Origin of the sequence: Hymenobacter sediminis (assembly GCF_003231285.1) — a bacterium.
GTDB classification, from domain to species: Bacteria; Bacteroidota; Bacteroidia; order Cytophagales; family Hymenobacteraceae; genus Hymenobacter; species Hymenobacter sediminis.
The window spans coordinates 258,930-282,532 of sequence record NZ_QKNS01000004.1 but is presented as its reverse complement, the minus strand read 5'-3'; the positions used below and the strand labels follow the sequence as shown (position 1 = coordinate 282,532).

Sequence of the window (23,603 nt, the reverse complement as noted above, 5' to 3'; positions counted from 1 at the left end):
GGAAACTTCTGTGCGGAACAGATGTAACGCTAAAATCTAGTTGCTGATTTTCACCGGCAGACCTTCGAGTTGCACGTAGCTGAGCTTCCAGGCGTTTTTCTTGTTTTTCTTCCAAAGCAGGATAAAGTTGCCTTCGCCTTCGCCGCTGGGCTGACCGGGAGCCTCGGGTAGTACTTCCGTGGAGAAGGTGCCCGCCTCGTAGGCCGTATTAGCATCGGTGCCGGTGCTGGTGCCGTAGAGCTTCAGATCAGCAATAGTACCGAGGGTAGCGCGCACCCACTTATCCGAAACTTCCGACTTGCCATTGAAGCGGGTAGCGCCCTGGGCATACTGCACGTCGTCGGCCAGTAAGGTATCGAGGGCGGCAGTGTTCTTGGCGTTCCAGGCGCCGATAAACTGCTGGTTGAGGCTTTTTACATCGACGGCAGCAGCGGCGTCATCTTGCTTAGGCGCCGAGCAGGAGGCCAGCAGAGCGGCACTCCCGAGCAGAAAACCAAAAAGAGGTTTCATGGGAACAGAGGTTAGGTGAGGGCTGAAAAAGGGAGAGAGGTTGAGCAGCAGAAAGCCCAGGCCCGGGGGCCTGGGCTTTGAAATTACGGCCTAAGTTAGGTTACCAGCTCTTGCGACGTACTTCCGAGGTAGGATAGGCTGCGTCGCGGGCACCGTAGTTGTTGTTGGGCAGGTAGGCCGAGCTCATAGAAAGAGCGGCGGGAGCACCAGCCGGAGCGCCAAAGCTGTTCATCATGGCAGGAGCAGCAACGGCAGCTGGTACGGCAGCGGCGGCCAGAGCTGTGTTGTTAGACTTGGCTTTGGCAGCACCTTGGGCCAAGCCAGCACGGTAGGCGGCAGCGCGGCGCTGCTCGGCGCGGCGGGCAGCGGCTACGCGGGCAGCTTCGGCTTTGCGCTTGTTGTCGGCGTTCTTACCAATAACGTAGCCCAAGCCAGCGCCAGCAGCACCACCCACGGCACCACCTACTACGCGGTTTTTCTTGTTGATGATAGCACCAGCGGCGGCACCGCCCAGGCCACCAATTACGGCACCTTTGGCGTGCGAGCTAATCTTACGATCCTGCGCAAAGCTGGTAGCAATGGCGGAGAAGAACATAACCAGGGCGAGAAGCAGACTTACCTTTTTCATGGCGAAGAGAAGTTTAGGTTCAGCGGGCCGGTTAATCAGCAGCCCTGAACTCAGTTTTACAAGCACCATGCCAATACGGGCAAAATACGGGGTAGGTTTAGCTCGGCAGTAAGGAGAAGGGGGGCTTGTGTTTAGGGCAGGTGATAAGCTGAAAATATGGCGTTACAGCCAATCCACGAGGCTTTTACGTACAGCTGACCATGGAAGAAAAATTTCTGTTTCAAGTCGATAAAAATTTTTCACTGCCTGGTTTGGGCGTGCTGCTTTTGCCCGAATTAGAGGTGCCTGAGCTTGTGGAACTGGCGCTGCATACGGCTCTCAGAGTTACTCTGCGCTACCCCTCAACCCCGGCTGAAACCGCCATTGCCACCGTGGAAGAAATAGCCCGTACCGAAACACCCGCCATTCGGGGCCTGCTGCTTGCTCAGGAGGGGGCTACTATGGTGCCTGGCGGTACGGAGGTGTGGTGGACAGGGGCGGAGGTAGGCTGGGAGGAATTAGTTTAGAACATAAGCCGATAACGAACAGAGCGTCGGGCAGAGGTATAGCTCCCCTCTGCCCGACGCTCTGTTGTAAACTAAAGAACAGTATTTCCTACCTACCCTAGCGTAGCCAACCGCCCGCATCCAGCCAGTTCTGCAGGCGGTCGGTCCAGTTGTCTTTGGTGGTCTTGTTATTCATGCCGAAGCCGTGGCCTCCCAGTGGGTACAGGTGCATCTCCACGGGCACCTTGTGGTGTAGGCAGGCTTCATAAAACGCCAAGCTGTTCTGCACTTTCACGACTTGGTCATCTTGGGCGTGAACCAGGAAGGTAGGCGGCGTTTGGGCAGTTACCTGCAGCTCGTTGGAATACAGTTTCACTTTCTCAGCCGTAGGCTTCTCACCCAGAAGATTGTTACGGGAGCCCGCGTGCATCAAGCTGTCGGAAAGGCTGATGACCGGATAAATCAGCATCAGGAAATCGGGGCGCACGGAGGTTTTATCCTTAGCGTCGCCAACGGGGGTAGCGAAGTGCGTGCCTGCAGTGGAAGCCAGGTGACCACCAGCCGAAAAGCCCATCAGGCCCACCCGGCCCGGATTAATCCCAAACTCTGCCGCCCGCTGCCGAACCAGTCGCAGAGCCTGCTGGGCATCTAGCAAGGGTGTAATGGATTTGTCGGTTTGGCTCTGGTCGTTGGGTAGGCGGTATTTCAGTACGAAGGCCGTAATGCCCATTTCATTGAACCGCCGTGCTACATCGTGGCCCTCGTGGTCCATGGCCAACATAGCATAGCCCCCACCAGGGCATACAACCACTGCGGTACCATTGGCTTTGGCCGCCTTGTACACCGTGAGGGTGGGCTGCACTACCTGGGAAATACGCACGCTGCCACTGGCTTGCTTCTTGGCTACCTCCTGCACGGCGCTCGACTTGGAGTTGGGTACGGTGCCAGGATATAAGGCAATGACAGGTTGCGTTTGGGCCATCAGGAGAGAAGAAGACAGGCTAAGCAGAAAGGAAAGCAGAAGAGCACGCATAGAAATGAAGGGCTGGGTATGATGAATTACGCCACAAGTAAGCTAGCGGCTGCCTTTTTTAGTGCTGCCGATTGACCCCAGGCTTGTAGATGGTGGGTAACGGCGGCGGGCACTGTCCGGTTGGTGCGGCTTTGCGCATCGGCGTAGGCCTCTATGAGCTTGCGGGTATTGCGCAGGGGCGTGGCCGTGGGCAATAGGGGTAGCAACACTTCCAGCACTTGGCATAAGGCGTCATCTACCAGGGGGCTGATGGCGCGAGCCTGGCTCAGGGTATCACTGAGGCGCTGCACCGGTACAAAGCCCACCGACAGCAACTGACCTAGGTTTTTCCCTAGCGCGTCGGGCACGAGCCGGCCGGTATCAACAGCGGCAAGCAAGGCCTCCAGTGCTACTGCCCTGCATGCAGGAGCAGAATGCGTGAGCCCCAACGCCAGCAGCAAGGTGGCCGGCTCGCTGAATAAAGGGCCTGGTTCCAGCAATGAATGCACCGCCGTTTGTACCACTTCCCGAGCTGTCGTATCCGCCTCATCGGTGCGGCAGCTCAGCCGAATCAGGTGCCAGTATACTGCGTCGGGGTTATTCGGGAACAGGGAAAGCAGGAAGGGCAGCTCCAGTTGCAAGGAGAAAAGGGAATACCAATCAGTAGTCGACTTCGGGGGCTGCACATAGTAGGAATACAGCAGTAACTGGTTGGGCAGCCCCCGTGGCACCGGAGGAGTATGCACCAAAAGCTCCTGCCACGTATTCGTTACTTCGGGCTTCTGCTTGTTCCAGCTTTGCTTATACGTATGCGTCTTCTGCTCGAAGCGCCATTCGGGGAGCCAGGGCTGAGCCACACCGGGGTAGTTGGCCATAGCCGCCAGCTCCGGCAACTCCTGATAGGGCAGGCGCGTGCGGGCCGCTACCACCCAAAGCCAGGGCAGGGCCTCCGCCAGGGAGAGCGAGGGTTCCGGGGCCGTGGTGCGTTTCAGAAACGGAATCAGCTTGCTCAGGCGCTCGGTGAACTCGCGGGCCATGGGCTTGCTGGCAGTTGGGGCCGCAGGCGAGGGTAGGGCCGCGGGCTCAGGCTGAGGAGCCAGATACCATTCCAGCAGCGCACAAAGTTCAGGGTGCTGAAGCTGGGGTAGCAGCAGATGGGCAGCAGCGGCATCGTCAGGAGCACTAGCGGCGGTGCGGGTCAGGGCCAAGGCGAGGTCAGCGGGGGCAGGCGCTGCACCGGCTGCCTGATAATCCAGAAGGCGCTGCACCAACACTGAAGGGGCCACCCAGTGCGGGGCATGGGTTGGGGTGCTCAGCAGGGGTAGGGCTGGGGTGTCTGTTTGCAGTCGATGCTCCAAGTCAGCTAGCCGCGCCTGCTCCACCTGCAGCAGCGGGTCGGGGGCGCTGTATTGCTGGGGCTTCAAGGCCACGCGCGAAACGTTGAGCTGAGTGAACCCCTGGTACCAGCTAATCAGCAGCGCCGAAAGCAGCTCCCGGCGGCCCTGCCGAATCCCGGCGAAAGAGTAGGTGCGAAAGTATTCCTGGATTTCGTCGTCGGTTTTGTTTTTGAGCTCCGAAGAGGATATCCGCACCAGGTAGGGCCGCAGCTGTTGGGCGTAGTCGGCGGGGTAGTGGCCGCGCAGGCGCCCCAGGCCATCAAGCCACCGCTCCACACTAGCGGGGCTGTTGTGCTGCACCAGCTCTCCCGTCAGAAACAGCAACTCGTGCCAGTCGCGCACTGGGGCAATGGCGGTAGCTGCCGAAATATCGGGGATGAAGCTGCTCGTTGGCGTGTAGGTACCAGCTAGTGGTGCAGAGCCGTCGGTTGAGGGTGCGCTTGTGCTTGTTAGGTAGGGCCCCAGCAGAGTGCGCGTAGCCGGCGTCAGCAGGTCAGTGTACAGACTAATAGTGTCGGTCGTTTCCACTACCTCCTCCGCCGTCAGCAACGGTTTCTTGGCTCCAAGAATAGCTTTCAACAGCTTACCCGCCCGCTCCTGCACGCTAGCATCGGCGTTGGTAAGGGCAGTGGTGCTGAGCCGGCTGAGGGTGGCAGCCAGGGTAGGGTCTTGTTTTAGTAGCTTCTCCAGGCCACTGAACAGCGCCCGGAGGCCGGTCTTCAGGTCCTGGCGGGTAACCAGAGCGTCGGCATAGAGCAGCAGCGCAGCGGTATCAAACTCCGGCTGCGTCCAGAATTCCTTGAGTTGGTCAAGCGCGAAATTGATGACCAATGGCAGTGGGTGAGCCAGCAGATCAATTAATTCCGTCTGCCGGGCCAGGCGCTCTTCAGGTGTTGGCTGCAGGGCCAGAAACAGATTCTTGAACCACGTCAGCAGGGGCCGCCGGAAGTCGCGGCGCAGGGCCAGCAAGCAACGCGTAAGCACCTCCGACCGGTTCAGGTGGCCAGAAGCAACCAGCTGTGGCAGCAGCATAAGCCAGTTCACTAACTGCCGGTCTTTTCCACTGATGGTGCTGTCAGAGTCCACCAAGCTGTCGTAATCAAACAGCAGGAGCAAGTCGCGCTGCAGCAGGGTGGTGTCGGCACGCAGGTCGTGCAGAATCTGCTGGTCGTAGCCGTCAATATCGGGTTTCTTGTACGTGTTGCGTAGCCAGTTGTAGCGCGTCAGCTGGTGGGCTACCGATTGAGTAAACAGCCAAGGGTCGTGAGCCAGCAGTCCTCGGTTTTCCAGCTCCCGCAGCTGCTTGTAGGATATAACAGCCCACTGATTTGCGCGGGTAAGCCGTACCAGCCACTCCGCCAGCCACTCGGGCCGGGCCTGTTCCAGCACCGTGATAAAATGCTGCTGGTGGCCCTGCGGGTCTGGGCCTCGGTCCGACAGATACCAGGGCAGCGAGAAGCTACGAGCTTGGGCTTCCTTGCGCGAGTACGTTGCTAGGCCCGCGAAAAACAGCATTATCTGCTGCTCCTGCGTAAGCTGGTGACGATACTGCCACTGGCCCGGCTTTACCTCGGTATTCACATAGCGGTCCAGCTCCCTAAGCAGACTTTTTGTTTTCTGCCGGACTGGTACAATGTCGGATTTGCCCAGCGCCCCCAGAAACGGCACCAACTCCCGGCAGCTTTGGTGGCGAATGATGTGCTCGAAGGTTTCAACAGTAGTCATAGAATAGCAGGAGGTAAGCAGCGAAAGGAAGAAGGCGAGGCGGAGCCTTGGCCCCGACAACAGGGGTAGGAGGATATTACACGAATTGCATCTGAGCCGCCAGAATGTGCTTGCAAGGGCCGCGCTGGCCCTGGTGCTCACTAAACCAAGTGCAAGTGCACTGGGGTGGCTGTGCCCCACCTACCAGCACCGTGTGCCACACGCCCGTGCCCCGCACACGCGCTTCAGTGCGCCCGCCTTCGCCCACACCAACTAGCTGCACCCCATCGGCGGCGGCCAGCAAAGCCCGGGCATTTTTCAGGCGCGGGTTCAGGCTCAGGATTCGTTGGGTTTTGAAGGGTAGGCGGCGGTAGAAATAGTGGTTCTCGGCCAAGTCGAAGCCCAGCAGGCCCATGGCCGAGAGGCTGGCGCACAGCTTATCCACGGTGGCCGGGTCGAGGCCATTTTCGAGGGCGAAGAGGGTAGGGTTGAAGGTTTCGTTGCCCCGGAACAGGTTGTTGGCGCCGGCAATCCACTCAGTGGGTAGCTCTTCCATCAAGGCATCCAGCTGGTTGCCTTCGCCGGAAAAGCCGCGCCACACATCCGCCGACAACGCCAGCACAAATTGTTGCCCGCCGCCCAGCTCCAGCACGAATGCCGAGGCTTGCCCATCAGGAGTGGCGTACACGCGCAGGGCTTCGCACAGGGGTAGCAGCCCCTCCAGGAGCCGCAGCCGGTGCGCCCCGCCTACCCGCACGGCCCCCGCCGTAGCCACTGGCGAGAAGCTGGGGCGCGGGCCGCGCAATACCAGAAAAACGTCGGTTTTGGCGCTGCCGGCGGGTAGGCCTTGTACTAGTTGCACGGCCTGTACGCGTGTCAGGCGCAGCTTTTCCTCCATGAGGGCCAGGTAGGCCTGTACGGCTGTAAGGCCCTTAATCCAGCGTTCCGGCAGGGCTACTTTGCGCTCCGTCACGCGGCCCTCGGCCCGCTCCAGCACTACCTCTTTCTCGCCCACCGACAGCAGCACCGGCTCGGTGCGCGAAATGCGGGCCAGGGCATTCACCATGGGCTCGTTGAAATCGACGTTGGTGGTGCCGCTGCTCAGGAACTCTCCGTCCAACGCATCGGGCCCCAAATCAAGGCGGGCGTACACCCCGTTGCATGAAGAAAAGGCCTCAAAGCGCAGCAAGCCCGCCCCCGCCGTCACGATAGGGTCGCGGAGAGCGGCACTCTGGGGCACGAACCGCGAGGCAACTACTTTGGCTAATGTGCTTAGTCCGCGTGCGGCCAGCCAGGAGTTGCGCAGCCTACCCCAAAAAAAGCAGGAAGTCCCCGACTCAATGGCATCTTCGGCAAAGGCAGATAATAATAACGCATTGCCCTCAGGGCGGGCTTCCAGCATGGAAGGACGGGCGTAAGCATAAGCAAAGTCAGACATGCGAAGTAGGGTTGTATGATTGCCTAAAGTTCGAAAATCTACGCTGTATATACTAATATTTTTAGCATAAGGTTGTGTCTATACATTCCTCTATTAGCTATTAATTTTAGTAGTGTAAGGGGGTAAGCAGTTCACTTGGAAGAATATGCTTGATGATAAATATTGCCGGCAGTAAGGTAGTTAAAGATGCTATAGACGGCTGTGGGCTGGTTGTAACTAAACGCAAACGAAAAGCCCCAGTGGAACCGACAGCTCAGATCGAGAGTGTCGGTTCCACTGGGGCTTTGTCTTGCTACAGGCAAATGTATGCTGTAGCTAGAGTCGTTTAGGCGGGGCTGGGCACGGGGGAGTGGTTTCCTTCACCAGGGCCTTCTTCTTGAGGGCCGCCGTGTTCTTCGTCGGGCTTGTAGTTAGCTTCCAACTCGGCCAGCTTCTCCTTGCCGTAGGCAAAGCGCGTGATAAGCACGTAGAGCACCGGCACGATGAAGATAGCCAGCAGCGTAGCCGAGAGCATACCACCCAACACCGTCCAGCCGATGGTTTGGCGGCTTTGAGCACCAGCGCCGGAAGCAAACACCAGCGGTAGTACGCCCAGAATGAAGGCCAACGAAGTCATCACGATGGGACGCAGGCGCAGGCGCACAGCTTCCAGGGTCGCATCCACCAGCGGCATGCCCTTATCTACCCGCTCCTTCGCGAATTCGATAATCAGAATAGCGTTTTTGGCCGACAAACCAATCAGGGTAATCAGACCAATCTGGGCGTACACGTTGTTAGTGAGCTTGGGCAGGAAAATCAGGGCCAGAATAGCTCCGAACGCGCCCAGCGGCACAGCTAACAGCACCGAGAACGGTACCGACCAGCTTTCGTACAAGGCCGCCAGGAACAAGAACACAAAGGTGAGCGACAGGGCAAAAATGTAGATGGTCTGGCCGCCCGCGATCTGCTCCTCGCGGCTTAGGCCCGAAAACTCAAACCCGTAACCGGCCGGCAGGCTCTGCGCCGCCGTTTCTTGCAGCGCCCGGATGGCGTCGCCGGAAGAGTAGCCGGGGGCCGCGTTACCGTTGATTTCGGCAGAGCGGAACAGGTTGTAGTGCGAGATAAGCGGGGCCGATTCGGTGCGCTGGTAGCTGGTGAGCGTGCTCAGCGGCACCATGCCGCCTTGGCTGTTGCGCACGTAGTACTGGCCCAGGTTGCTGATGTCGGAGCGGTACATGGAATCGGCCTGGGTTACGACGCGGAAGTTGCGGCCGTACACCGTAAAGTCGTTCACATAGGCCGAGCCCAGGTAGGTGCGCAGGGCCGTGCCGATATCCGAAATCGAAACGCCCAGCTTCTTGGCTTTCTCGCGGTCAATGGTCAGCTGGTAACCAGGCGTGTTGGCCGTAAAGAAGGAGAAGGCTCCCGTGATTTCGGGCCGCTTGCGAAGGGCGCCGAGGAAGTTCTGGAGCTGGGCATCAAAGTTCTTGATGTCGCCCCCGGCCTCGCGTTCCTGCAGAATAAAGGAGAAACCGCCCGTATTACCCAAACCCGGAATAGCGGGCGGCGAAATCACGACAATGTTGGCTTCCTTTAAGTGGCTCAGGCGTTGCTGAATGGTAGCAATCAGGCTCTGCAGCTGCAGCTCCTTGTCTTTGCGCTCTTCCCAAGGCTCCAGCTGGCAAAACACCGTGCCGCTGTTCGATTTGGAGGAGAAGTTTACTGCGTTCAGACCACCCAAACCTGCATAGTGACGGATGCCTTTGATCTGGCCCAACTCCTTCATAACGGCGTTGAGCGTGTTCACGGTGCGCTCCGTAGAGGCGGCCTCAGGCAGGTTGAAGGTGATAATTACGCGGCCCTCGTCTTCCGTTGGGATAAAGCCGCCGGGCTTTTTAGCGAACAGCAGGCCCGTACCGGCCACAATGCACACCAGAATAATTACCACAAAGCGGGAGTGCTTGATGCCGCGCTGCACGCCCTTACCGTATCGGCTCGTCACGCGGTCGAACCAAGCGTTGAACTTAAAGAAGAACCTGTCCAGACCTTTCGACTGCTCATCGCGCTTGTGGGGCTTGAGTAGCAGTACGCACAGAGCCGGCGTGAGCGAAAGCGCCACGAAAGCCGAGATAATCACGGAAATGGCGATGGTAATAGCGAACTGCTGATACAGACGCCCCGTGATACCCGGAATGAAACCTACCGGCACGAATACGGCGGCCAGAATAAGCGCAATGGCAATAACCGGCGCCGAGATTTCGCGCATGGCCGCTAGGGTAGCTTCCAGCGGGCTCATGCCCCGCTCATTCATGTTGTGCTCTACGGCTTCTACCACCACAATGGCGTCATCGACCACGATACCGATAGCCAGCACGAAGCCGAACATGGTGAGCGTGTTAATCGTGAAGCCCAGCGGGATAAACATGATGAACGTACCGATGATGGACACCGGAATAGCCAGCACTGGAATAAGAGTGGAGCGCCAGCTCTGCAGGAACAGGAACACCACGATAATTACCAGCACCAGGGCCTCAACCAGCGTGTGCAGCACTTCCTCAATCGACACTTTCACTACCGAAGCAGCCTCGAAAGGCACTACGTAGTCGAGGTCGGCGGGGAACTGCTTTTTCAGCTGAGCCATGGTACCCAGCACGTTCTCGTAGGTTTCGAGGGCGTTGGCGCCAGGGGCTTGGTACACCAGCAGGTAGGCTGAGCGCTTACCATCCACGTAGGAGTTGTTGGCGTAGTTGAACTTACCCAACTCCAGGCGGGCCACATCCTTCAAATACACCACAGATCCGTCTTCGGGCCGGGTTTTCACAATGATGTTGCCGAACTCCTCGGTATCAGTGAGGCGGCCTTTCACGAAGACAATATACTCGAACGTCTGGCCGGTTTGGGCAGGTGGGGCGCCAATGGAGCCGGCCGCAATCTGGGCGTTCTGCTCCTGAATGGCGGCCGTTACCTCCTGGGCCGTTACGCCCAGCTGAGATAGTTTATCGGGGTTAAGCCACACGCGCATCGAGAAGTCATCGGCGCGGCTCACGATGTCGCCTACCCCCTTGGTGCGCAGCAAAGCGTCCTTAATGAACACGTTGGCGTAGTTATCGAGGAAGGTGGTGTTGTGCGAGCCTTTGGGGGCGTACAAGGCCACCAGCATCAGGATGCTGGGATTCCGCTTGCGCACTACCAGGCCCAGGCGTTGCACCTCCTGGGGGAGGGTAGGCTGGGCGATGCCCACACGGTTCTGCACATCAAGGGCGGCAATGTTGATGTCGGTGCCTACCTCGAAGTTCACCGTCATGCTCATCTGCCCATTGCTGGTGCTGTTGCTCTGCAGGTAAGTCATGCCGGGAGTGCCGTTTACCTGCACTTCCACGGGCGTGGCTACGGTTTGCTCCACCGTCTGGGCATCGGCACCGGTGTACGTGCCCGTTACTGATACGGTGGGCGGCGTAATCTCCGGATACTGGCCTACGGGCAAATTCAGGATGGCCAGCACCCCCACCAGCACAATCACCAGGGAGGTGACAATAGCCGTGACGGGGCGCCGGATAAAGGTTTCTGCAATCATATATCTAGGCGGTTAGCTGAAAGCAGGTTACTATCAGCAAATTCAGAACGTCATGTCGAGCTTGCCGGAACATCTTGCTCGAATCTTTTGGGTAGTGCCTCAACGTCAGCGCACGAGATGTCTCGACTAACTTGACATGACGGGCTTTTGTATTCTTATTTCTTAGCTCCACCAGCGGGAGGAGCGCCTGCACCACCCTGGGCTTGAGCAGGCGTACCGGTCTGAATCTGACCGCCGTCGCGGAGGCGCTGTAAGCCCTCGGTTACTACCTGGTCGCCGGGCTTGATACCTTCCATGATAACGATCTGGTCGCGGAGGCGCGGGCCGAGCTGCACTTTGCGCTGGTAAGCCTTACTGCTGTCGCCGGCCACAAACACGAAGTTTTCACCCATCTGCTCCACCACGGCTTTGTAGGGAATAACAATGCGGCGGCCCGATTGGCGGTTGAGCACGCTGAGCACGGCGCTCATGCCATCCTTCAGCTGGCGCTTGGGGTTGGCAAACTGCACCCGAATCTGGACGGTACCGGTACCCTGGGTTACGCCGCGGTCAATGGCCAGAATCTTGCCCGGCTGGTTGTAGCGGGTGCCATCGGGTAGTACCAAGCGGAATGTGGAGTCATTGCTGGTGGTGCCCTGGCGCTGCAGGTCGTTGAAACGGTTGAGGTCTGATTCCGTCACCACGAAGTCAACGCCCATGGGGTCCTCGCCGCTGATGGTGTTCAGCAGCGTAGAGCCGGGGCTCACCTGGGAACCCAGGCGCACCTGCGAGATGCCGATGCGGCCGGTAAACGGCGCTTTGATCAGGGAGTAGTCGAGGTCGGTGCGGGCGGCCGCCACGTTGGCCTGGGCCACGCCTACCTGGGCCTGGGCCGTAGCGTAGTTGGTGCGGGCGTTATCCACAATCTGGCGAGCTACGGCGTCTTGCTCCAGCAGCCGCTCGTAGCGGTTCAGGTTGATCTGGGCGTTCTGTACGGTGGCCTGGGTGCTGCGAAGGCCAGCTAGGGCCTGCTGATAGGCAGCCTGGTACTTGCGCCGGTCAATTTCATACAGCGGCTTGCCTTTCGTCACTACCTCGCCTTCCTTGAAAAAGATCTGGGTGATAAAGCCGGCTACCTGGCTGCGCAGCTCCACGTTGTTGATTGCCACTGCGGTTGCCGGATACTCATCGTAGTACACCGCATCGGAGGTTTGGGCAGCCACAAGGGTAACGGGCGTAGCCGGCGGCGGACCAGCCGCTTTTTCGTCTTCTTTTTTGCCGCAGCTAGCCACGGCAAACAGGCCGGCGGCGCAGGAAAGGGCAAGTAGGGTCTTGTTCATGAGAGCTTACGAGAGCGTAGATATGAGAGCGTAGAACTTAGAAGGCACTGGCGCTGACAACGTGGTTTGAAATCAGCAGCGCTATACTTTCCGGAGCGAGAGCTAGGCGCTTAGCTTCGGCATCTGAGTTCTAAAATCAATACTGAGTAGGGAGGTTGCCTTGGGCGCGCAGCAAATCCACTTTGCTGCTGAGCACCTGAAACAAGGCACTGTAATAGTTAAGTTGGGCGGTACGCAGGGTAGTTTGGGCCACAATCACATCGAGGTAGGTCTTGATACCTTCGCGGTACTGCAAATCCACCACTGAGTACACCTCCTTCGACAAGGCCAGGTTGCGCTGTCCGGTGAGGTAGTCGGCGTAGTAGCTTTTATAAGAGGCTAGTGCCTGCTCAAACTCTGTGTTGATGCGGTTGCGGGTAGCAATAATATCCTGGTCGAGGCGCTGGTCGGTGAGTCGTTCGCGGCGCAGGTTCTGGAGGCGGCGTGTGCCCTGGAAGATGGGCAAAGACAGCTGCAAACCCGCATAGGAGTTGGGGAAGCGCCGGCTGTACAAGTCACCGAAGTTGTTGTTCTGGAACACGGCGTTGTAGTTGCCGAACGCCGACAGCGAGGGTAGGAAGCCCCAACGGTAGTAGCTGATCTGGGCCGATTGCAGGGCCTTTTGCGTCTGGAGCTGCTGGAACTCGATGCGGTTGGTGGGGTCCAGAGCCACGGCCGTATCTACCACGGCATCCTGCATCAGCCGGACGGTATCATACTGCAAAGTCAGCGGCTGCTGGCCCGTCAGGCCCATCAGCTCCTTCAGGTACGCCGATTTAGCCTTGATGCTCTCGGCAGCCTGCTTCCGAGCTACAATGGAGTTGTTAAGTAGAATTTCGGCCTGCTTGAAATCGGTTTTGTCCACGATGCCAGCCTCGTAGCGGGCCCGGGCATCTTTCAAGCTGCGCTGCAGCCGCACAATATCCTCGTTCAGTACATCGAGCTGGCGCTGGGAGAGCAGCACGTCGTAAAACGTTTTACTTACATCCGTTACCACATCAATGCGCACGCCAATGGTGTTCTGCTGGTAGAACTGCCGTGAGGGCCGGGCCGTACGCAGGGCCAGGCGTACATCGTTGTTGTAAATGGCCTGGGTAGCCGATAAGCCCACCGTAGAGGTGTTCTTCAGGCCAATCTGGCGCGGTACGTTCACGCCTTCCGCGTTCGGGAATACTGTGTAAGGAAGCTGGAAATAGTGTTGGCCCGTGGCGTTTATGCCCACCTGCGGCAGCCAGCCCGAAAGGCCAATTCGGATGGTGGCCTCGTTGGTTTCCTCATCAATGCGCGCCTGTCGGAGCACTGGTTGGTTCTGCAGGGCGAATTGCAGACACTGCTCCAACGTAAGATCAGAAGGAGGCGTGGGGGCCGTGGTTGGCTGCGCCTGTAGCCAGGCGGGGGCAAGCAGCAAGAGGCTAAGCAGTAGCCGGATTGCCCGTGTCATGTGTTTCATATTCAAGTAAAAGCAGCTACCCCGTTACGTAGCATAAGCACCTCTGGCCATCCTGCCAGGCCAGTCACTAATCCGGACATCAGGCGCAAGGACACCGTTTGCGCGTTTTCCGCTGCCTGAGAGGTCCTATTTTTTCTAAGAAACAAGCCTTTTACTTGTTTGCGTAGTACCGGCCCGGAAATATTCAGGGCTGAATAAACTTTGGTATCGGTAGTTCAAGGCTGGTAAACCAGCCCACTCCCAAAAGGTTATTCTGCTCGTAAAAAAACTAGGCGCTCAGGTGGTGTTCCTACCCCAGGGAGTTGCAGCAAAGGCGAAGAAACTTACCACCACTCTAAGAGAGCAACAACCCGCCTTGTCGAGCTTTTCGAGGAAGTTTTGCCTGCGAGTATGGTAGTAGTAATTCAGTCGTCGACCCGCGAGATGTCTCGAGGCGCTCGATAAGTCAGTCTTTTCCGGGTTTTCAGCCCCATGCCCTAGTAAAGCCCGCGGGATACTGCTCCCGACTTGGCGGGTTTGCTAAGGGTAGGAAGTCTTGCCTATTCGCGCCGCTTATTCCAGCTCCGTTACCGTCACCAGTACATCGGTGTTGCGGCCGTGGTCGTCGGCGCAGGAGATTTTCAGCGGGCCGGGTGGCGGCTTGATAAACACCCGCTCCGTAGGGGTGGCGGCTTGCAGAAACCGGTCGTTGACATACCAAAACACCTGCCGCACCTCATTGTCGGTGGTGCAAGAAAGCAGGAGTTGCTGCTTTTCGCGGCGGTTGAGCACGTACTCGGTGTTGGGGGTAGGGGAGGTAATGCTGGGCGCCCGCTCTAGGCCACCGCGTACCAGCTGGCATTGCGGGTTGTGCGGGGGAAGGCGGCGGTACGGAATGCCCTGGGCTTCCTTGTAAGCGGCTACCTCGGGTAGCAAATTGGGGTACAGCTCACGCCGATACCCAGCCGCCGGCGCACAAGCCCGGCAGTACGTAGAGCTGCCGTCGGCCGACACCAGTACTTCCCGCACATGCTGGCACCGCTGCCCACTGCTCACGTTGGGCAGGAAATAGTCGATTATCTGATTTGGGCAGTTCTCGCCGGGTACCAGGCCACTTTCCGCGCACACCAACCGGAAGTCTAGCGCAGCCGGGGGCGCAAACCAGTCGTTGGGCGAGTTGTAGGCCACCGCATTAAACAGGTCGAAGAGCAGGGGAGTGGCTACTTCCGAGCCTGTGAGGGCTGGGCTGCCCTGGCCGCTGAAGTTTCCTACCCACACCCCAATCGTGTACTGCTTGTTGTAGCCGATGCTCCAGGCGTCGCGGCGGCCGTAGCTGGTACCAGTCTTCCAGGCAATCTTGGGCAGGCGCATGCTGCTGGCCGCGTTAATGGGCAAATCGGGCCGGGTGAGCTGGGCCAAGATTTCGGTAGTGAGGAAGGCAGAGCCTTCGGAAACGAGCGGTTTTGCCGGATTGCTTTTATTGGCAGAAACCAGCCGCAACCCCGCATACTCTCCGCCCTCCGCCAGCGTCACGTACAAATTCGTCAGCTCTTCCAGACTCGCGCCGCAGCCGCCTAAAATGCTGCTGAGACCTAGTCGGGTGCGGTTGCGGGTTACGTTCTGGAAGCCCGCCTGGCGGAGTTTATCGGTGAAGGTGGGCACGCCGAGTTGGTTGAGCACGCGCACTGCCGGAATGTTGAGGGAGTAGGCCAGGGCGCGCTCCAGTGTCACCTCGCCGTTGCAGTGCTTGTCAAAATTCTCGGGGCGGTAGCCCTGGAAGTTGGTGGGCACATCGGGCAGCAGTTGCTTGGGTGTAACGAGGCCCCGGTCCATAGCCAACGCGTACAGAAACGGCTTGAGTGTGCTACCCGGCGAGCGGACCGCCACAACGCCGTCGTTCTGGCCCTGGTTGGCGAAGTCGCGGAAGTCGGCGGAGCCTACGTAGGCCTCTACCTGCCGGGTCCGGTTGTTCACGACCAGCACTGCGGCCTGCGTGATGCCCAGCTCGTAGAGGCGCCGCACGTAGTTGCGGGTCAGGTCTTCGGCCTTGGCTTGCTTGCTGCGCTCCAGGCCACTCCGGATGATGGCTTGCCCAGGGAACTGCCGTACTAAGCGGCGCGAAAGGTGGGGGGCCAAAGTAGGCGCAGCATGGCGCTGCACGTCCAGCGGTTCCAGCAGAGCATCATCTACATCCTGCTTGGGAAACAAACCGGCCTCGCCAAACCGCTTCAGCCACCGGTTACGCTCCCGTAGCACCGCCGCGTTGTTCCTACCCAGTACTAGGCCTCTCGGTCGGTTCGGGATGATGGCCAGTGTGACAGTTTGGGCCAGCGAGAGGTAGTCGGGTGTTTGCTGGAAGTAGAGCAAGGCTGCCGATTTCACGCCCTCTACGTTGCCGCCGTAGGGCACCAGGTTCAGGTAGAGCTGCAGAATCTCATCTTTGCTGTAATGCAGCTCCAGTTGGGTAGCGCGCAGCATTTCCAGCAGCTTGTTGCCGAAGGTGCGCTCCTTGGGCTCCAGCAAACGGGCCACCTGCATGGTAATGGTGCTGGCCCCGGTGGTGCGGCCCGTGCCAAACGCGTTGCGCCCGGCCGCCTGCACCAGCGCCACCGGGTTTACTCCCAAGTGCCACCGAAACCACCGGTCTTCTTTCTCCATGATGGCCTTGCGTAGCACCGGCGTAATCTCGCGCAGCTCGGTTTTCATCCGCCACTTCTGGGTGGGGTTGAGGTAGGCGTGCAGCACCGAGCCATCGGCGGCCAGCACAATGGGCGAGTACTGAGGGGTAGGCGGAAGTGGGAAAAGCAGATCCAGGCCCCAGGCCAACGCTAGGAACACCGCCACCCCCATAAAAACCTTTAAAGCGCGTTTCATGCAGCCCGCTAGCCCACGGCATTCAGCCATGGATTAGGGGTAGCAAGATAGAAAGCTGGTGGCGCTAGTGGTGCTTTTATCTGGGCGGCTCGGGCACTTCTACCTCCAGCTCAAAGTCGCGCTTGGGTGGGGCTTCGTTGTTGGCGGTGTTTCGGTAGAGGAAGCGTAGCGTGGTTTTGCCAGGGTTCAGGGCCTGAAACTGAAACGTTACGTCTTCCTCGCTACCCGCTTTGGGTTTCTTTTTCGGCTTTTTCGCGGGCTGGGTGGCAGCGGGTGTAATCAACTGGATGACGTTGTCGGCAATAGGCATCACCTCCCATTGATACTGCGAGCCGGCCGTGTTATCAAGCCGAATGGCCAGCTGGTCGCCTTTGTTCACTTTCACGCGGCTGCGGTTACCGTACTCCGTGATGTTCACGTTTTTGGCTACGCCCGGCTTATCAATGGTCACGAAAACACGGAAGAAGCCGCCTAGCGGCGAATAGCCCGTACCCGGCTGCGCCGACACCAAAGCTAAGTCGATGCCACCGGTGCCGGTAGCCTGAAAGTGAATTTCGAAGGTAGCCGGCGCTCCCGGTACACCGCTGCTCAAGCCCGGCAGGCTGTGAGTATTCGTCACGGTCAGTTGCCCCGGATACGTTTGGGTCAGGCGCCAGCCAAAACGCGGCGAAATGGTCGGCAGCCGGATAATTAGTTGGTCGCCCACATTCAGCTGCACCTGCTTACCGTTGTCATTGGCGTTGAGGGTCACGATGTCGGCCTGCGCAGGGGTAGGAAAAACAAGGCCACCGCACACCAGCAGCAAGGCCGTCGCTATGCGCAGATGCAGATAGAGAGAGAAGCGGGGTGTTGGTTTCATGAAGCAGCGCCAGAAATAGAGTTCATCAACAGCAGCGCAGCCGGCCACTTAGGAAGCGCCGGCTGCGGTAGAAATTCTACGAATGCACACATAAAAAGCTGCAGTTGAGCTTCCTGAGCGAAGTTGCCTGGTATGCTACCCCCTCTCGCTTACTGAACCTGCCTCTCTCGGTAACTGCGGGCCCGCAGCGTATCGAAGCGCTGCTCCAGGTCCTCGGTGCTGACGAAAAAGGCAGGGTTCAAGTCAGCATCGCGCAGGGAATCGAGCAGGGCCTTGGCTGGGCCGTATTGCCGTTGGCTGATGAGGGCATCTGCCCGGCGCAGTGTCTGCTGGCCGCGTGCTGCCGCTTCGGGGCTGTCTGCTTCCCGCGTTACGCGGCCCTGGCCATCGGTGCGGAAGTAGAAATAGTACCCCATCCACAGAAGCATGCCGAAGAACATGACTAGTATAGAAATCAGAATAAGACGGAAGTTGATCATGATAGAGCGTGAGGATGAATTACGAAGCAGTAAAAGAACGTGTCATGCTGAGCTTGTCGAAGCATCTCTACCGTAGGTAGCTTAATCGTTACAACGAAGCGGTAGAGATGCTTCGACAAGCTCAGCATGACACGTCCTGGCTTTTGATTATTCATTAAATCCCTACCGCACCCGCACTACGCCGCTGCCGGCGTAGCTGTGGTACTCGGCGTTGTACATGGCATCGGCGCTGACGGGGCCTAGTTTGAAGGTGCCTTTGCTCACGGCGCGGCACAGGTAGTAGAACGACTTGGCTGTGGGCGTAGCGGTAGTAAAGAGGTTGATCCGGTCGTCGCGCACGTCGAGGTAGTCGGGTTGGGCGGCGTCTTTGGCCCAGGTCAGGTCGCGCACGGCCCCGATACGCGGGTTCTCGATTTCCAGGCCAGCGGGCAGCAGGTCCGTAATGGCCACGTTCTTGACTTCGCCCGCGCTTTCAGCTGACTGGATGGTGATTTTGACAACTACCAGGTCATTTTGCTTGAAGCTAGTGCTGCCCACAGGCGCGCCGTTGCGGTCCAGGAACTGGCGGCGCACTTGCAGGTAGGCGTCTTCCTCGCGCACCTGGCCGGTGGGCGAAATGCCTTCCGTTTCCCAGAAGTAGTAGAGGCTGCCCTTGCCGCTGGTGCGCAGGGCCAGCTGGCGGTTAGCCACGTTGCTTACCGTGAGGTCTTTGCCCGAGAAGTTGCCAATGGCCTTGCCATCGGCCAGCAGGCTAGCTACTACCGTGCTGCCGGCGTTTTTCTTCGCCAGCTTGCCCAAGGCCAACAGGGCAAATGACCGTTCCTGCGTATTGAGCCAGTAGGCTTGCTTTACCTGTCGGCTGAGCTGACGGGCCAGGGTGTTTACCTGCGGGTTGGCGGGGTCGGCGGCGAGCAGGGCGTTGAGCACCAGGGCTTCGTCGCGGATAGGTGAGGAGAAGGCTCCGTCGAGCTGACGGCCGGCAATGGTGGGCGCGGCGCCGAAACGGGTGGGCACGGTGCTTTGGTAGCCGCGCTGGTTGCCGCTCAGGGCGAAGGCCGCCGCCAGCAGGTAACGAGAATCTTCAGCCAGTTGGGGGCGGTTGGCTTTGTAGTAGTTGAGACCTACGGCATCGGGGCGGCCGGCCAGGGCCAGTACGTAGAGGGAATAGGCTACTTCCTTTTTGGCCAGCGTAACGGGCTGAATCACGCCGCCGGTCTGGATGATATTGTAGGTGTCAGTTTCGCGCTTGCGCACGCGGGCTTGCAGGTAGCGCAGTACTCTATCGAGTACATTCTTATTTACATCGAAGCCGGCTTGCTGAGCTTCCAGCAGGAAGTGGGCGGCGTAGGCCGTGGCCCACCAGTTGTCATAGTCACCGCCGGGCCAGTAGCTGAGGGAGCCGTTGTACATCTGCTGGGCTTCCACCTTCCGGATGGCTTCCTGCACGTGGTAGTTGGGGTTAAACAGGCCCACCTTGCCGGCTTTGCCCGTTTTCTGGCCTAGTGTGGCCGCCAAATCACCGTAGTACAACTGCGGGAAAGCAGCCGATACGGTTTGCTCGAGGCAACCATAGGGGTATTGCAGTAGGTAGCGCAGGTCTTTGGCAAACTCCGTCATGGGCGAGCGGCTCACCACTAGCTGGCTTCGCAACGACGAAGGCAGGAAGTCGGTGCGCAGGTTCAGCTGCTGGGACGCGCCTCCCGCTACAATGCCCGCCCCCGTGCGCTTCTGCAGCGGCGAAGCCGGACGGATGGGTAGCTCGATGGTTTCAATCCATTGACCTGATCGTACTGGCTTGTTGTTTTCATCGACGCGTAGTGCCTTGTCAACAAGTACTTCAATCTTAACCACTGCAGTCCCTATAGACTTAGCGGCCATGCGGAATAGCACGCGCTGCTCGGAATTCGGAAGTAGCTTAACATCCTTGCCTTCAAAGCCACCGGGAGGATCTTGGGAAACAGTAGAGCGGCTATTGTTAAAATCTTCTCTTTTTAAGAAAACCTGAGCCAGGTTTCTGGATGATTCAGACGTTCCAACTAGTATGCCACCTATTAAAACCTTACCCGTCGTATTTGTCAGCGTTACGGGTACGTCAATCGTGTCGCCGGGGCTGAGGAAGCGGGGGAGGGCGGTGCTGATGACGACGGGGTCGGCGACGCGCATGGTGTGCTCGGTGGAACCGAAAGCGTCGTTCTTATAGGCCACGGCCATGATGCGCACGGCCCCGCTGAACTGGGGCACCTGCAGCTTGTAGCGCACTTTGCCGCTGGCATCGGCGGTGAGCACGCCGCTCCATTTAGCGAGCAGCTTCACGCGGCGGTTGGGCACGGGCGTGGTGCGGCGCGAGAGGTCGTAGCCGTCGCCGCCGGTGCTGCTGGTGCCCAGCTCGGGCAGCAGGAAGGGGTACACGTCATAGGCCTGTACTTCCAGGGCGCGCTTCTGGTAGAAGTATCCGTAGGGGTCGGGCGTGCGGTAGTCCTTCATCTGCAGAATGCCCTCGTCCACCATCGCCAGCGTTACCTGGGCGCCGGGGGCGGTGGTTACTTCAATGGTTTGGGCAGTCTGAGAGCGGCTTTGCGCGGGCGCCTTAATGGCCACTTGCAGCTTGGCGCCGGGCTTTTCTACCGTCAGTGGCACGAAGCCCCGGGCCACCGTGAGGGGTAGGCGGTTGTCCTTGATTTCGCGGATGGCGGTGGCCGTCACGTACACGTTGGGCACGTGGCCGGCGCGAATGGGTACATCTACCTTCGCCGATTTTTCGTCAGTGTTCACGTAGAAGTGGTCGAGCACGCGGTTGCGCTCCACGGTCACGAGCACGCGGCCGGGGAAGGGCGTTTTCAGCAGCAGGTGGGCCACGTCACCGGGCTCATACTTGGCTTTATCGGCCTCAATGGTTACCTCGCCCTCGTTATTCACCTCAAAGGAGTTGCTCTGAGTATCGCCGTAGCCGTAGGCGTACACGCGCTGGGCCACGTAGGTAACGGCTCCGGGCCGGGAAACCCGGATTTCGTACTCGCCGGAGTAGGTAGGCGAGAAGCCCAGGTTGGCCTCGGTGTTGCTGGCGCCGTACACCGGAATGGTGCGGTTGAGCACTACCTGCTCCCGCTTCTGCGAGTTGTAGATGTAGCGGCCCCCCTGGCGTTCAATCACCGTTTCCCAGAGCAGGCGCACAATGTGCACCTGGGCCTGAGCCTGGGTGGGCTTGCCGGCTGGGGTAAGGGCCACCAACTGCACGGCCAGGGGCTTGCCGGTGCTCACCAGCTCATCGGGGCTCTTGACCCCGAATAGCACCGGTTGGGTCTGTACCTCGAAGGTAGCCAGGCGGTTCACGGGGCGGCCGGTTTCGTCGAATACGGTAGTGAAAGCCGCGCCTTCCAGGGTTCCTAAGTCGGTGTAGTCGGGTACCTCGTAGGTAGCGGTGCCACGGCCAGCAGCATCGGTGGTGCCTTCGCGGGTAGTCTTCTCGAAGCGGTCAGAGAGTGGCGTTGATTCCTGGTCGCCGTAGGAGCCGCGCCGCTCACCGCTGTTGATGGCGAAAGTGTATTGCTCGTAGCCCTTGGGGGTGAAGGCCTTTTCCTTGAGCGAAAACTCTACCTCAAACTTGCGGTCGGCGGCGGGCGGGCCGAACAGGTTCTGGGCCGTAATCTGAGCGGAAACAGCCTGGCCGGGCTTCACCACCGTGCGGTCAGTTTTTACCGTCACCTTCATGCGGTCCGGGATGAATTCCTCCACCGAAATCTGGCGCGAGGCCAGCAGCACGTCGTTGCCGGTCAGCACTTCCATCGTGTAGAGGCCCGTCATCACGGCGGGGGGTAGCAGGAAGCGCGCCTCGAAGGAGCCGGCCGCATTTAGCGTTTTCTGCAGGCTAGCGTACTCCTTGCCGGTGGGTAGTAGCAGCCGGATTTTCACCGGGAGGCCCTTGGGCGGCGCCTGCCAGTCCTCGGTGCGGATGACGGTGTTGGTCTGGATGGTGTCGCCGGGGCGGTACAGGTCCCGGTCGCCGTAGAGGAAGGCCTGGTAGCGGGCGGCGTTGCTTTGTAGGCCACCCACCTCAAAGCGGGAGGTTTCCACGCGGCTGCGGCTCAGGTCGAGGAAAGTGAAGTCGTTGCCCTGCTGGGCCATCACCATGCCCAGCCGGAAGCGGCCGTTCTGGGCGGTGCTGTCGAATTTGGCTACCCCATCACCATTGGTAAGGCCGGTGCCCATCACCTGGTTGTTGGTACTGATAAAGCGCATTTCCACCCCGCTCAGGGCTTTGGCATTGCGGATGGAGTTGGCAAATACAAGCGTGCTGCCCGCCTTGCCCTGCTTCACAATCAGCCCAATATCCGACACGGCCACCAGCTTGCTCACCTGCAGCCACTGGCGCTCCGTATCCTGCACCTTGATGATGTAGAGGCCCTTCAAACCACCGGAAAACTCCAGGTCCTTGAGGTTCAGATTCAGCAGCCGCAGCCCCTGCGCCTTTGGCAGCCCGGATACGGTGTAGGTGCGCTCCGTGAGCACGTTGCCCAGGTTCTCCACATCGTAGTACTGGTAGGAGCGGTCCACGTACTCGCCGTTTTCGTCCTGTTCCTCCTCACCGGAGTCTTCGCCGTCGTAGCCGGGGTAGCCATATTGGGTGCCGCCGCGCAGAAGTTGCTGAATGTTGTTGGCGTAGACCTTGGCAATGGTCACCTTCACCTGGCCTACCTCGTTGATGCGCACGCCCAGGTTGCGGGAACCTAGCGCGTCAAGGTACATGGCCTTCTCGGCGCTGGCAAAGCTAATGGTGGGCCGCTCATCGGAGAAACTCACCGTCTGGGTGAAGTCCTCGCTCAAATTGCCGCCCAGGCTACCCCGTAAGCCTTGGCGCAAGCTCACCTGGTAGCTTTTTCCTACCTCGAAACCACCTTTAAGCCGGAAGCCGCTTTCCAGTTCCTCCACCTCGTAGGCTACCTGCGGCGACACTGACAGAGCATTTTGCAAGTCGGTAGTTGTGACGGGCTGGTTGGTCAGGATGGTGATGACGGGGTCGGCTGATTGTAGGGTGCCGGTGATGGAGCGCACCTCCAGCGCCTCCGGGTCGGGCACCTGCACCTGCTTTTCGTAGTCGGCGGTAGAGGCCTGGTCGCTGCCCTGGGCGCGCAGTCCCTGAGTCAGTGCCACTGTGAGCGGACTACCCGGGCGCACCTGTTGGTTAAGGCTCACGCGCACCACCTGGCCCGGCTCCCCGCTTACCTCGAAGGCCACAGGCTGCCCGTCCTGGGTAACGCGGAGCAGGGGCTTCACATCGGCGGGCTTTACGCTGTAGTTGAAGGGTAGCTCCACGCGCATTTCGGCCGTGCCCGCCGCCCGCTCTGAGCGGCCCCAGAATGCCTGAGGCTCCTGCAGCTGCAGGTAGGGCGTGTGGAATTTCTGGCGGTTCTGGGGCAGCTCCACGCCCTGCTTGCCTTCCGGCAGGGCCTCTTTGCGTAGCGTGGCCGTGAAGGCGGTGCTGGGCTTAAAGGGGGTGCTGGGCGAGAAAATCAGTTCTCTATCCGATGTCCACTTGAACTTGCCGCGCATGGCCGGCTCGAACTTTACTACCTGCACCGTATCCCACCGGTCCTGCTGCTCTGGGCTGGCCACGGCATCCGCAAACTGAAATACCAGATTCTGGTACGGGTCAATTTCCTCGCCGTTGGGGTCCGAAGTGGCATCAGAGCCCGACTTAGAGCAAGCACATAGCAAAGCCAGCAGCACCAGCAGCGGCAGGCGAGAAAGAGTGCGGGAAAGCATGGATAGGGAGGAGCTTAGAAAGGACGCCGGAAGGTATAGAAAAACGGCGTTTCTGCTATGTTTTGTATAGGTTCGGGGAGGGAATAATTATCTGCTTCTTATGCTCTTTCGTAGTGT

General features: G+C 59.2%; 13 protein-coding genes. 1 reads left to right on the top strand and 12 read right to left on the bottom strand.

Going from position 1 to position 23,603, the window contains the following annotated elements:
* Positions 1-36: 36 nt before the first annotated feature.
* Complete coding sequence (locus DNI29_RS12790; RefSeq protein ID WP_110978502.1) at positions 37-510, bottom strand: nuclear transport factor 2 family protein; 474 nt, start codon at positions 508-510, stop codon at positions 37-39.
* Positions 511-610: 100 nt separating this feature from the next.
* Positions 611-1,138, bottom strand: coding sequence for a YMGG-like glycine zipper-containing protein (locus DNI29_RS12785; RefSeq protein WP_110978724.1), 528 nt, complete (start codon positions 1,136-1,138; stop codon positions 611-613).
* Between the two features lie 200 nt (positions 1,139-1,338).
* On the opposite strand from DNI29_RS12785, the gene DNI29_RS12780 reads away from it, so the two are divergent.
* A complete protein-coding gene (locus DNI29_RS12780; protein WP_110978501.1) occupies positions 1,339-1,644 on the top strand; it encodes a hypothetical protein in 306 nt (101 codons plus the stop codon).
* Positions 1,645-1,741: 97 nt separating this feature from the next.
* Here the strand turns inward: DNI29_RS12780 and DNI29_RS12775 are convergent, their stop codons facing one another.
* The 10 genes from DNI29_RS12775 to DNI29_RS12730 form a co-directional block, all read right to left on the bottom strand.
* Entirely contained in the window at positions 1,742-2,656 is a 915-nt protein-coding gene (locus tag DNI29_RS12775; RefSeq protein ID WP_110978500.1) for an alpha/beta hydrolase, read from the bottom strand.
* 26 nt (positions 2,657-2,682) lie between these two features.
* A complete protein-coding gene (locus DNI29_RS12770) occupies positions 2,683-5,757 on the bottom strand; it encodes a DUF6493 family protein (RefSeq protein ID WP_110978499.1) in 3,075 nt (1,024 codons plus the stop codon).
* A 76-nt stretch (positions 5,758-5,833) separates the two neighbouring features.
* Positions 5,834-7,174 (bottom strand): SWIM zinc finger family protein, encoded by a 1,341-nt coding sequence (locus DNI29_RS12765; RefSeq protein WP_110978498.1) that lies wholly within the window; start codon positions 7,172-7,174, stop codon positions 5,834-5,836.
* Between the two features lie 325 nt (positions 7,175-7,499).
* On the bottom strand, positions 7,500-10,727 hold the full coding sequence (locus DNI29_RS12760; RefSeq protein ID WP_110978497.1) for an efflux RND transporter permease subunit: 3,228 nt from the start codon (positions 10,725-10,727) through the stop codon (positions 7,500-7,502).
* A 155-nt stretch (positions 10,728-10,882) separates the two neighbouring features.
* Entirely contained in the window at positions 10,883-12,046 is a 1,164-nt protein-coding gene (locus tag DNI29_RS12755) for an efflux RND transporter periplasmic adaptor subunit (RefSeq protein ID WP_110978496.1), read from the bottom strand.
* A gap of 136 nt (positions 12,047-12,182) precedes the next feature.
* Positions 12,183-13,535, bottom strand: a complete 1,353-nt coding sequence (locus DNI29_RS12750) for a TolC family protein (RefSeq protein WP_110978495.1) — start codon at positions 13,533-13,535, stop codon at positions 12,183-12,185.
* 552 nt (positions 13,536-14,087) lie between these two features.
* Entirely contained in the window at positions 14,088-16,388 is a 2,301-nt protein-coding gene (gene pbpC, locus DNI29_RS12745; RefSeq protein WP_110978723.1) for a penicillin-binding protein 1C, read from the bottom strand.
* A 76-nt stretch (positions 16,389-16,464) separates the two neighbouring features.
* Positions 16,465-17,247 carry a protease inhibitor I42 family protein gene (locus DNI29_RS12740; RefSeq protein WP_123823233.1) on the bottom strand — a complete coding sequence of 261 codons (783 nt, stop codon included), beginning with the start codon at positions 17,245-17,247 and terminating at the stop codon, positions 16,465-16,467.
* Positions 17,248-17,396: 149 nt separating this feature from the next.
* The gene (locus DNI29_RS12735) at positions 17,397-17,726 is read right to left on the bottom strand and encodes a hypothetical protein (RefSeq protein ID WP_110978493.1); all 330 of its coding nucleotides are present in this window, start codon (positions 17,724-17,726) and stop codon (positions 17,397-17,399) included.
* A 162-nt stretch (positions 17,727-17,888) separates the two neighbouring features.
* Positions 17,889-23,486: an alpha-2-macroglobulin family protein gene (locus DNI29_RS12730; RefSeq protein ID WP_110978492.1), complete on the bottom strand. Its 5,598-nt coding sequence runs from the start codon at positions 23,484-23,486 to the stop codon at positions 17,889-17,891.
* Positions 23,487-23,603: the final 117 nt, after the last annotated feature.

Coding starts and splice junctions, on each gene's coding strand:
- DNI29_RS12790 (WP_110978502.1), bottom strand. CDS start 510: ATGAAACCTCTTTTTGGTTTTCTGCTCGGGAGTGCCGCTCTGCTGGCC.
- DNI29_RS12785 (WP_110978724.1), bottom strand. CDS start 1,138: ATGAAAAAGGTAAGTCTGCTTCTCGCCCTGGTTATGTTCTTCTCCGCC.
- DNI29_RS12780 (WP_110978501.1), top strand. CDS start 1,339: ATGGAAGAAAAATTTCTGTTTCAAGTCGATAAAAATTTTTCACTGCCT.
- DNI29_RS12775 (WP_110978500.1), bottom strand. CDS start 2,656: ATGCGTGCTCTTCTGCTTTCCTTTCTGCTTAGCCTGTCTTCTTCTCTC.
- DNI29_RS12770 (WP_110978499.1), bottom strand. CDS start 5,757: ATGACTACTGTTGAAACCTTCGAGCACATCATTCGCCACCAAAGCTGC.
- DNI29_RS12765 (WP_110978498.1), bottom strand. CDS start 7,174: ATGTCTGACTTTGCTTATGCTTACGCCCGTCCTTCCATGCTGGAAGCC.
- DNI29_RS12760 (WP_110978497.1), bottom strand. CDS start 10,727: ATGATTGCAGAAACCTTTATCCGGCGCCCCGTCACGGCTATTGTCACC.
- DNI29_RS12755 (WP_110978496.1), bottom strand. CDS start 12,046: ATGAACAAGACCCTACTTGCCCTTTCCTGCGCCGCCGGCCTGTTTGCC.
- DNI29_RS12750 (WP_110978495.1), bottom strand. CDS start 13,535: ATGAAACACATGACACGGGCAATCCGGCTACTGCTTAGCCTCTTGCTG.
- pbpC (WP_110978723.1), bottom strand. CDS start 16,388: ATGAAACGCGCTTTAAAGGTTTTTATGGGGGTGGCGGTGTTCCTAGCG.
- DNI29_RS12740 (WP_123823233.1), bottom strand. CDS start 17,247: ATGAAACCAACACCCCGCTTCTCTCTCTATCTGCATCTGCGCATAGCG.
- DNI29_RS12735 (WP_110978493.1), bottom strand. CDS start 17,726: ATGATCAACTTCCGTCTTATTCTGATTTCTATACTAGTCATGTTCTTC.
- DNI29_RS12730 (WP_110978492.1), bottom strand. CDS start 23,486: ATGCTTTCCCGCACTCTTTCTCGCCTGCCGCTGCTGGTGCTGCTGGCT.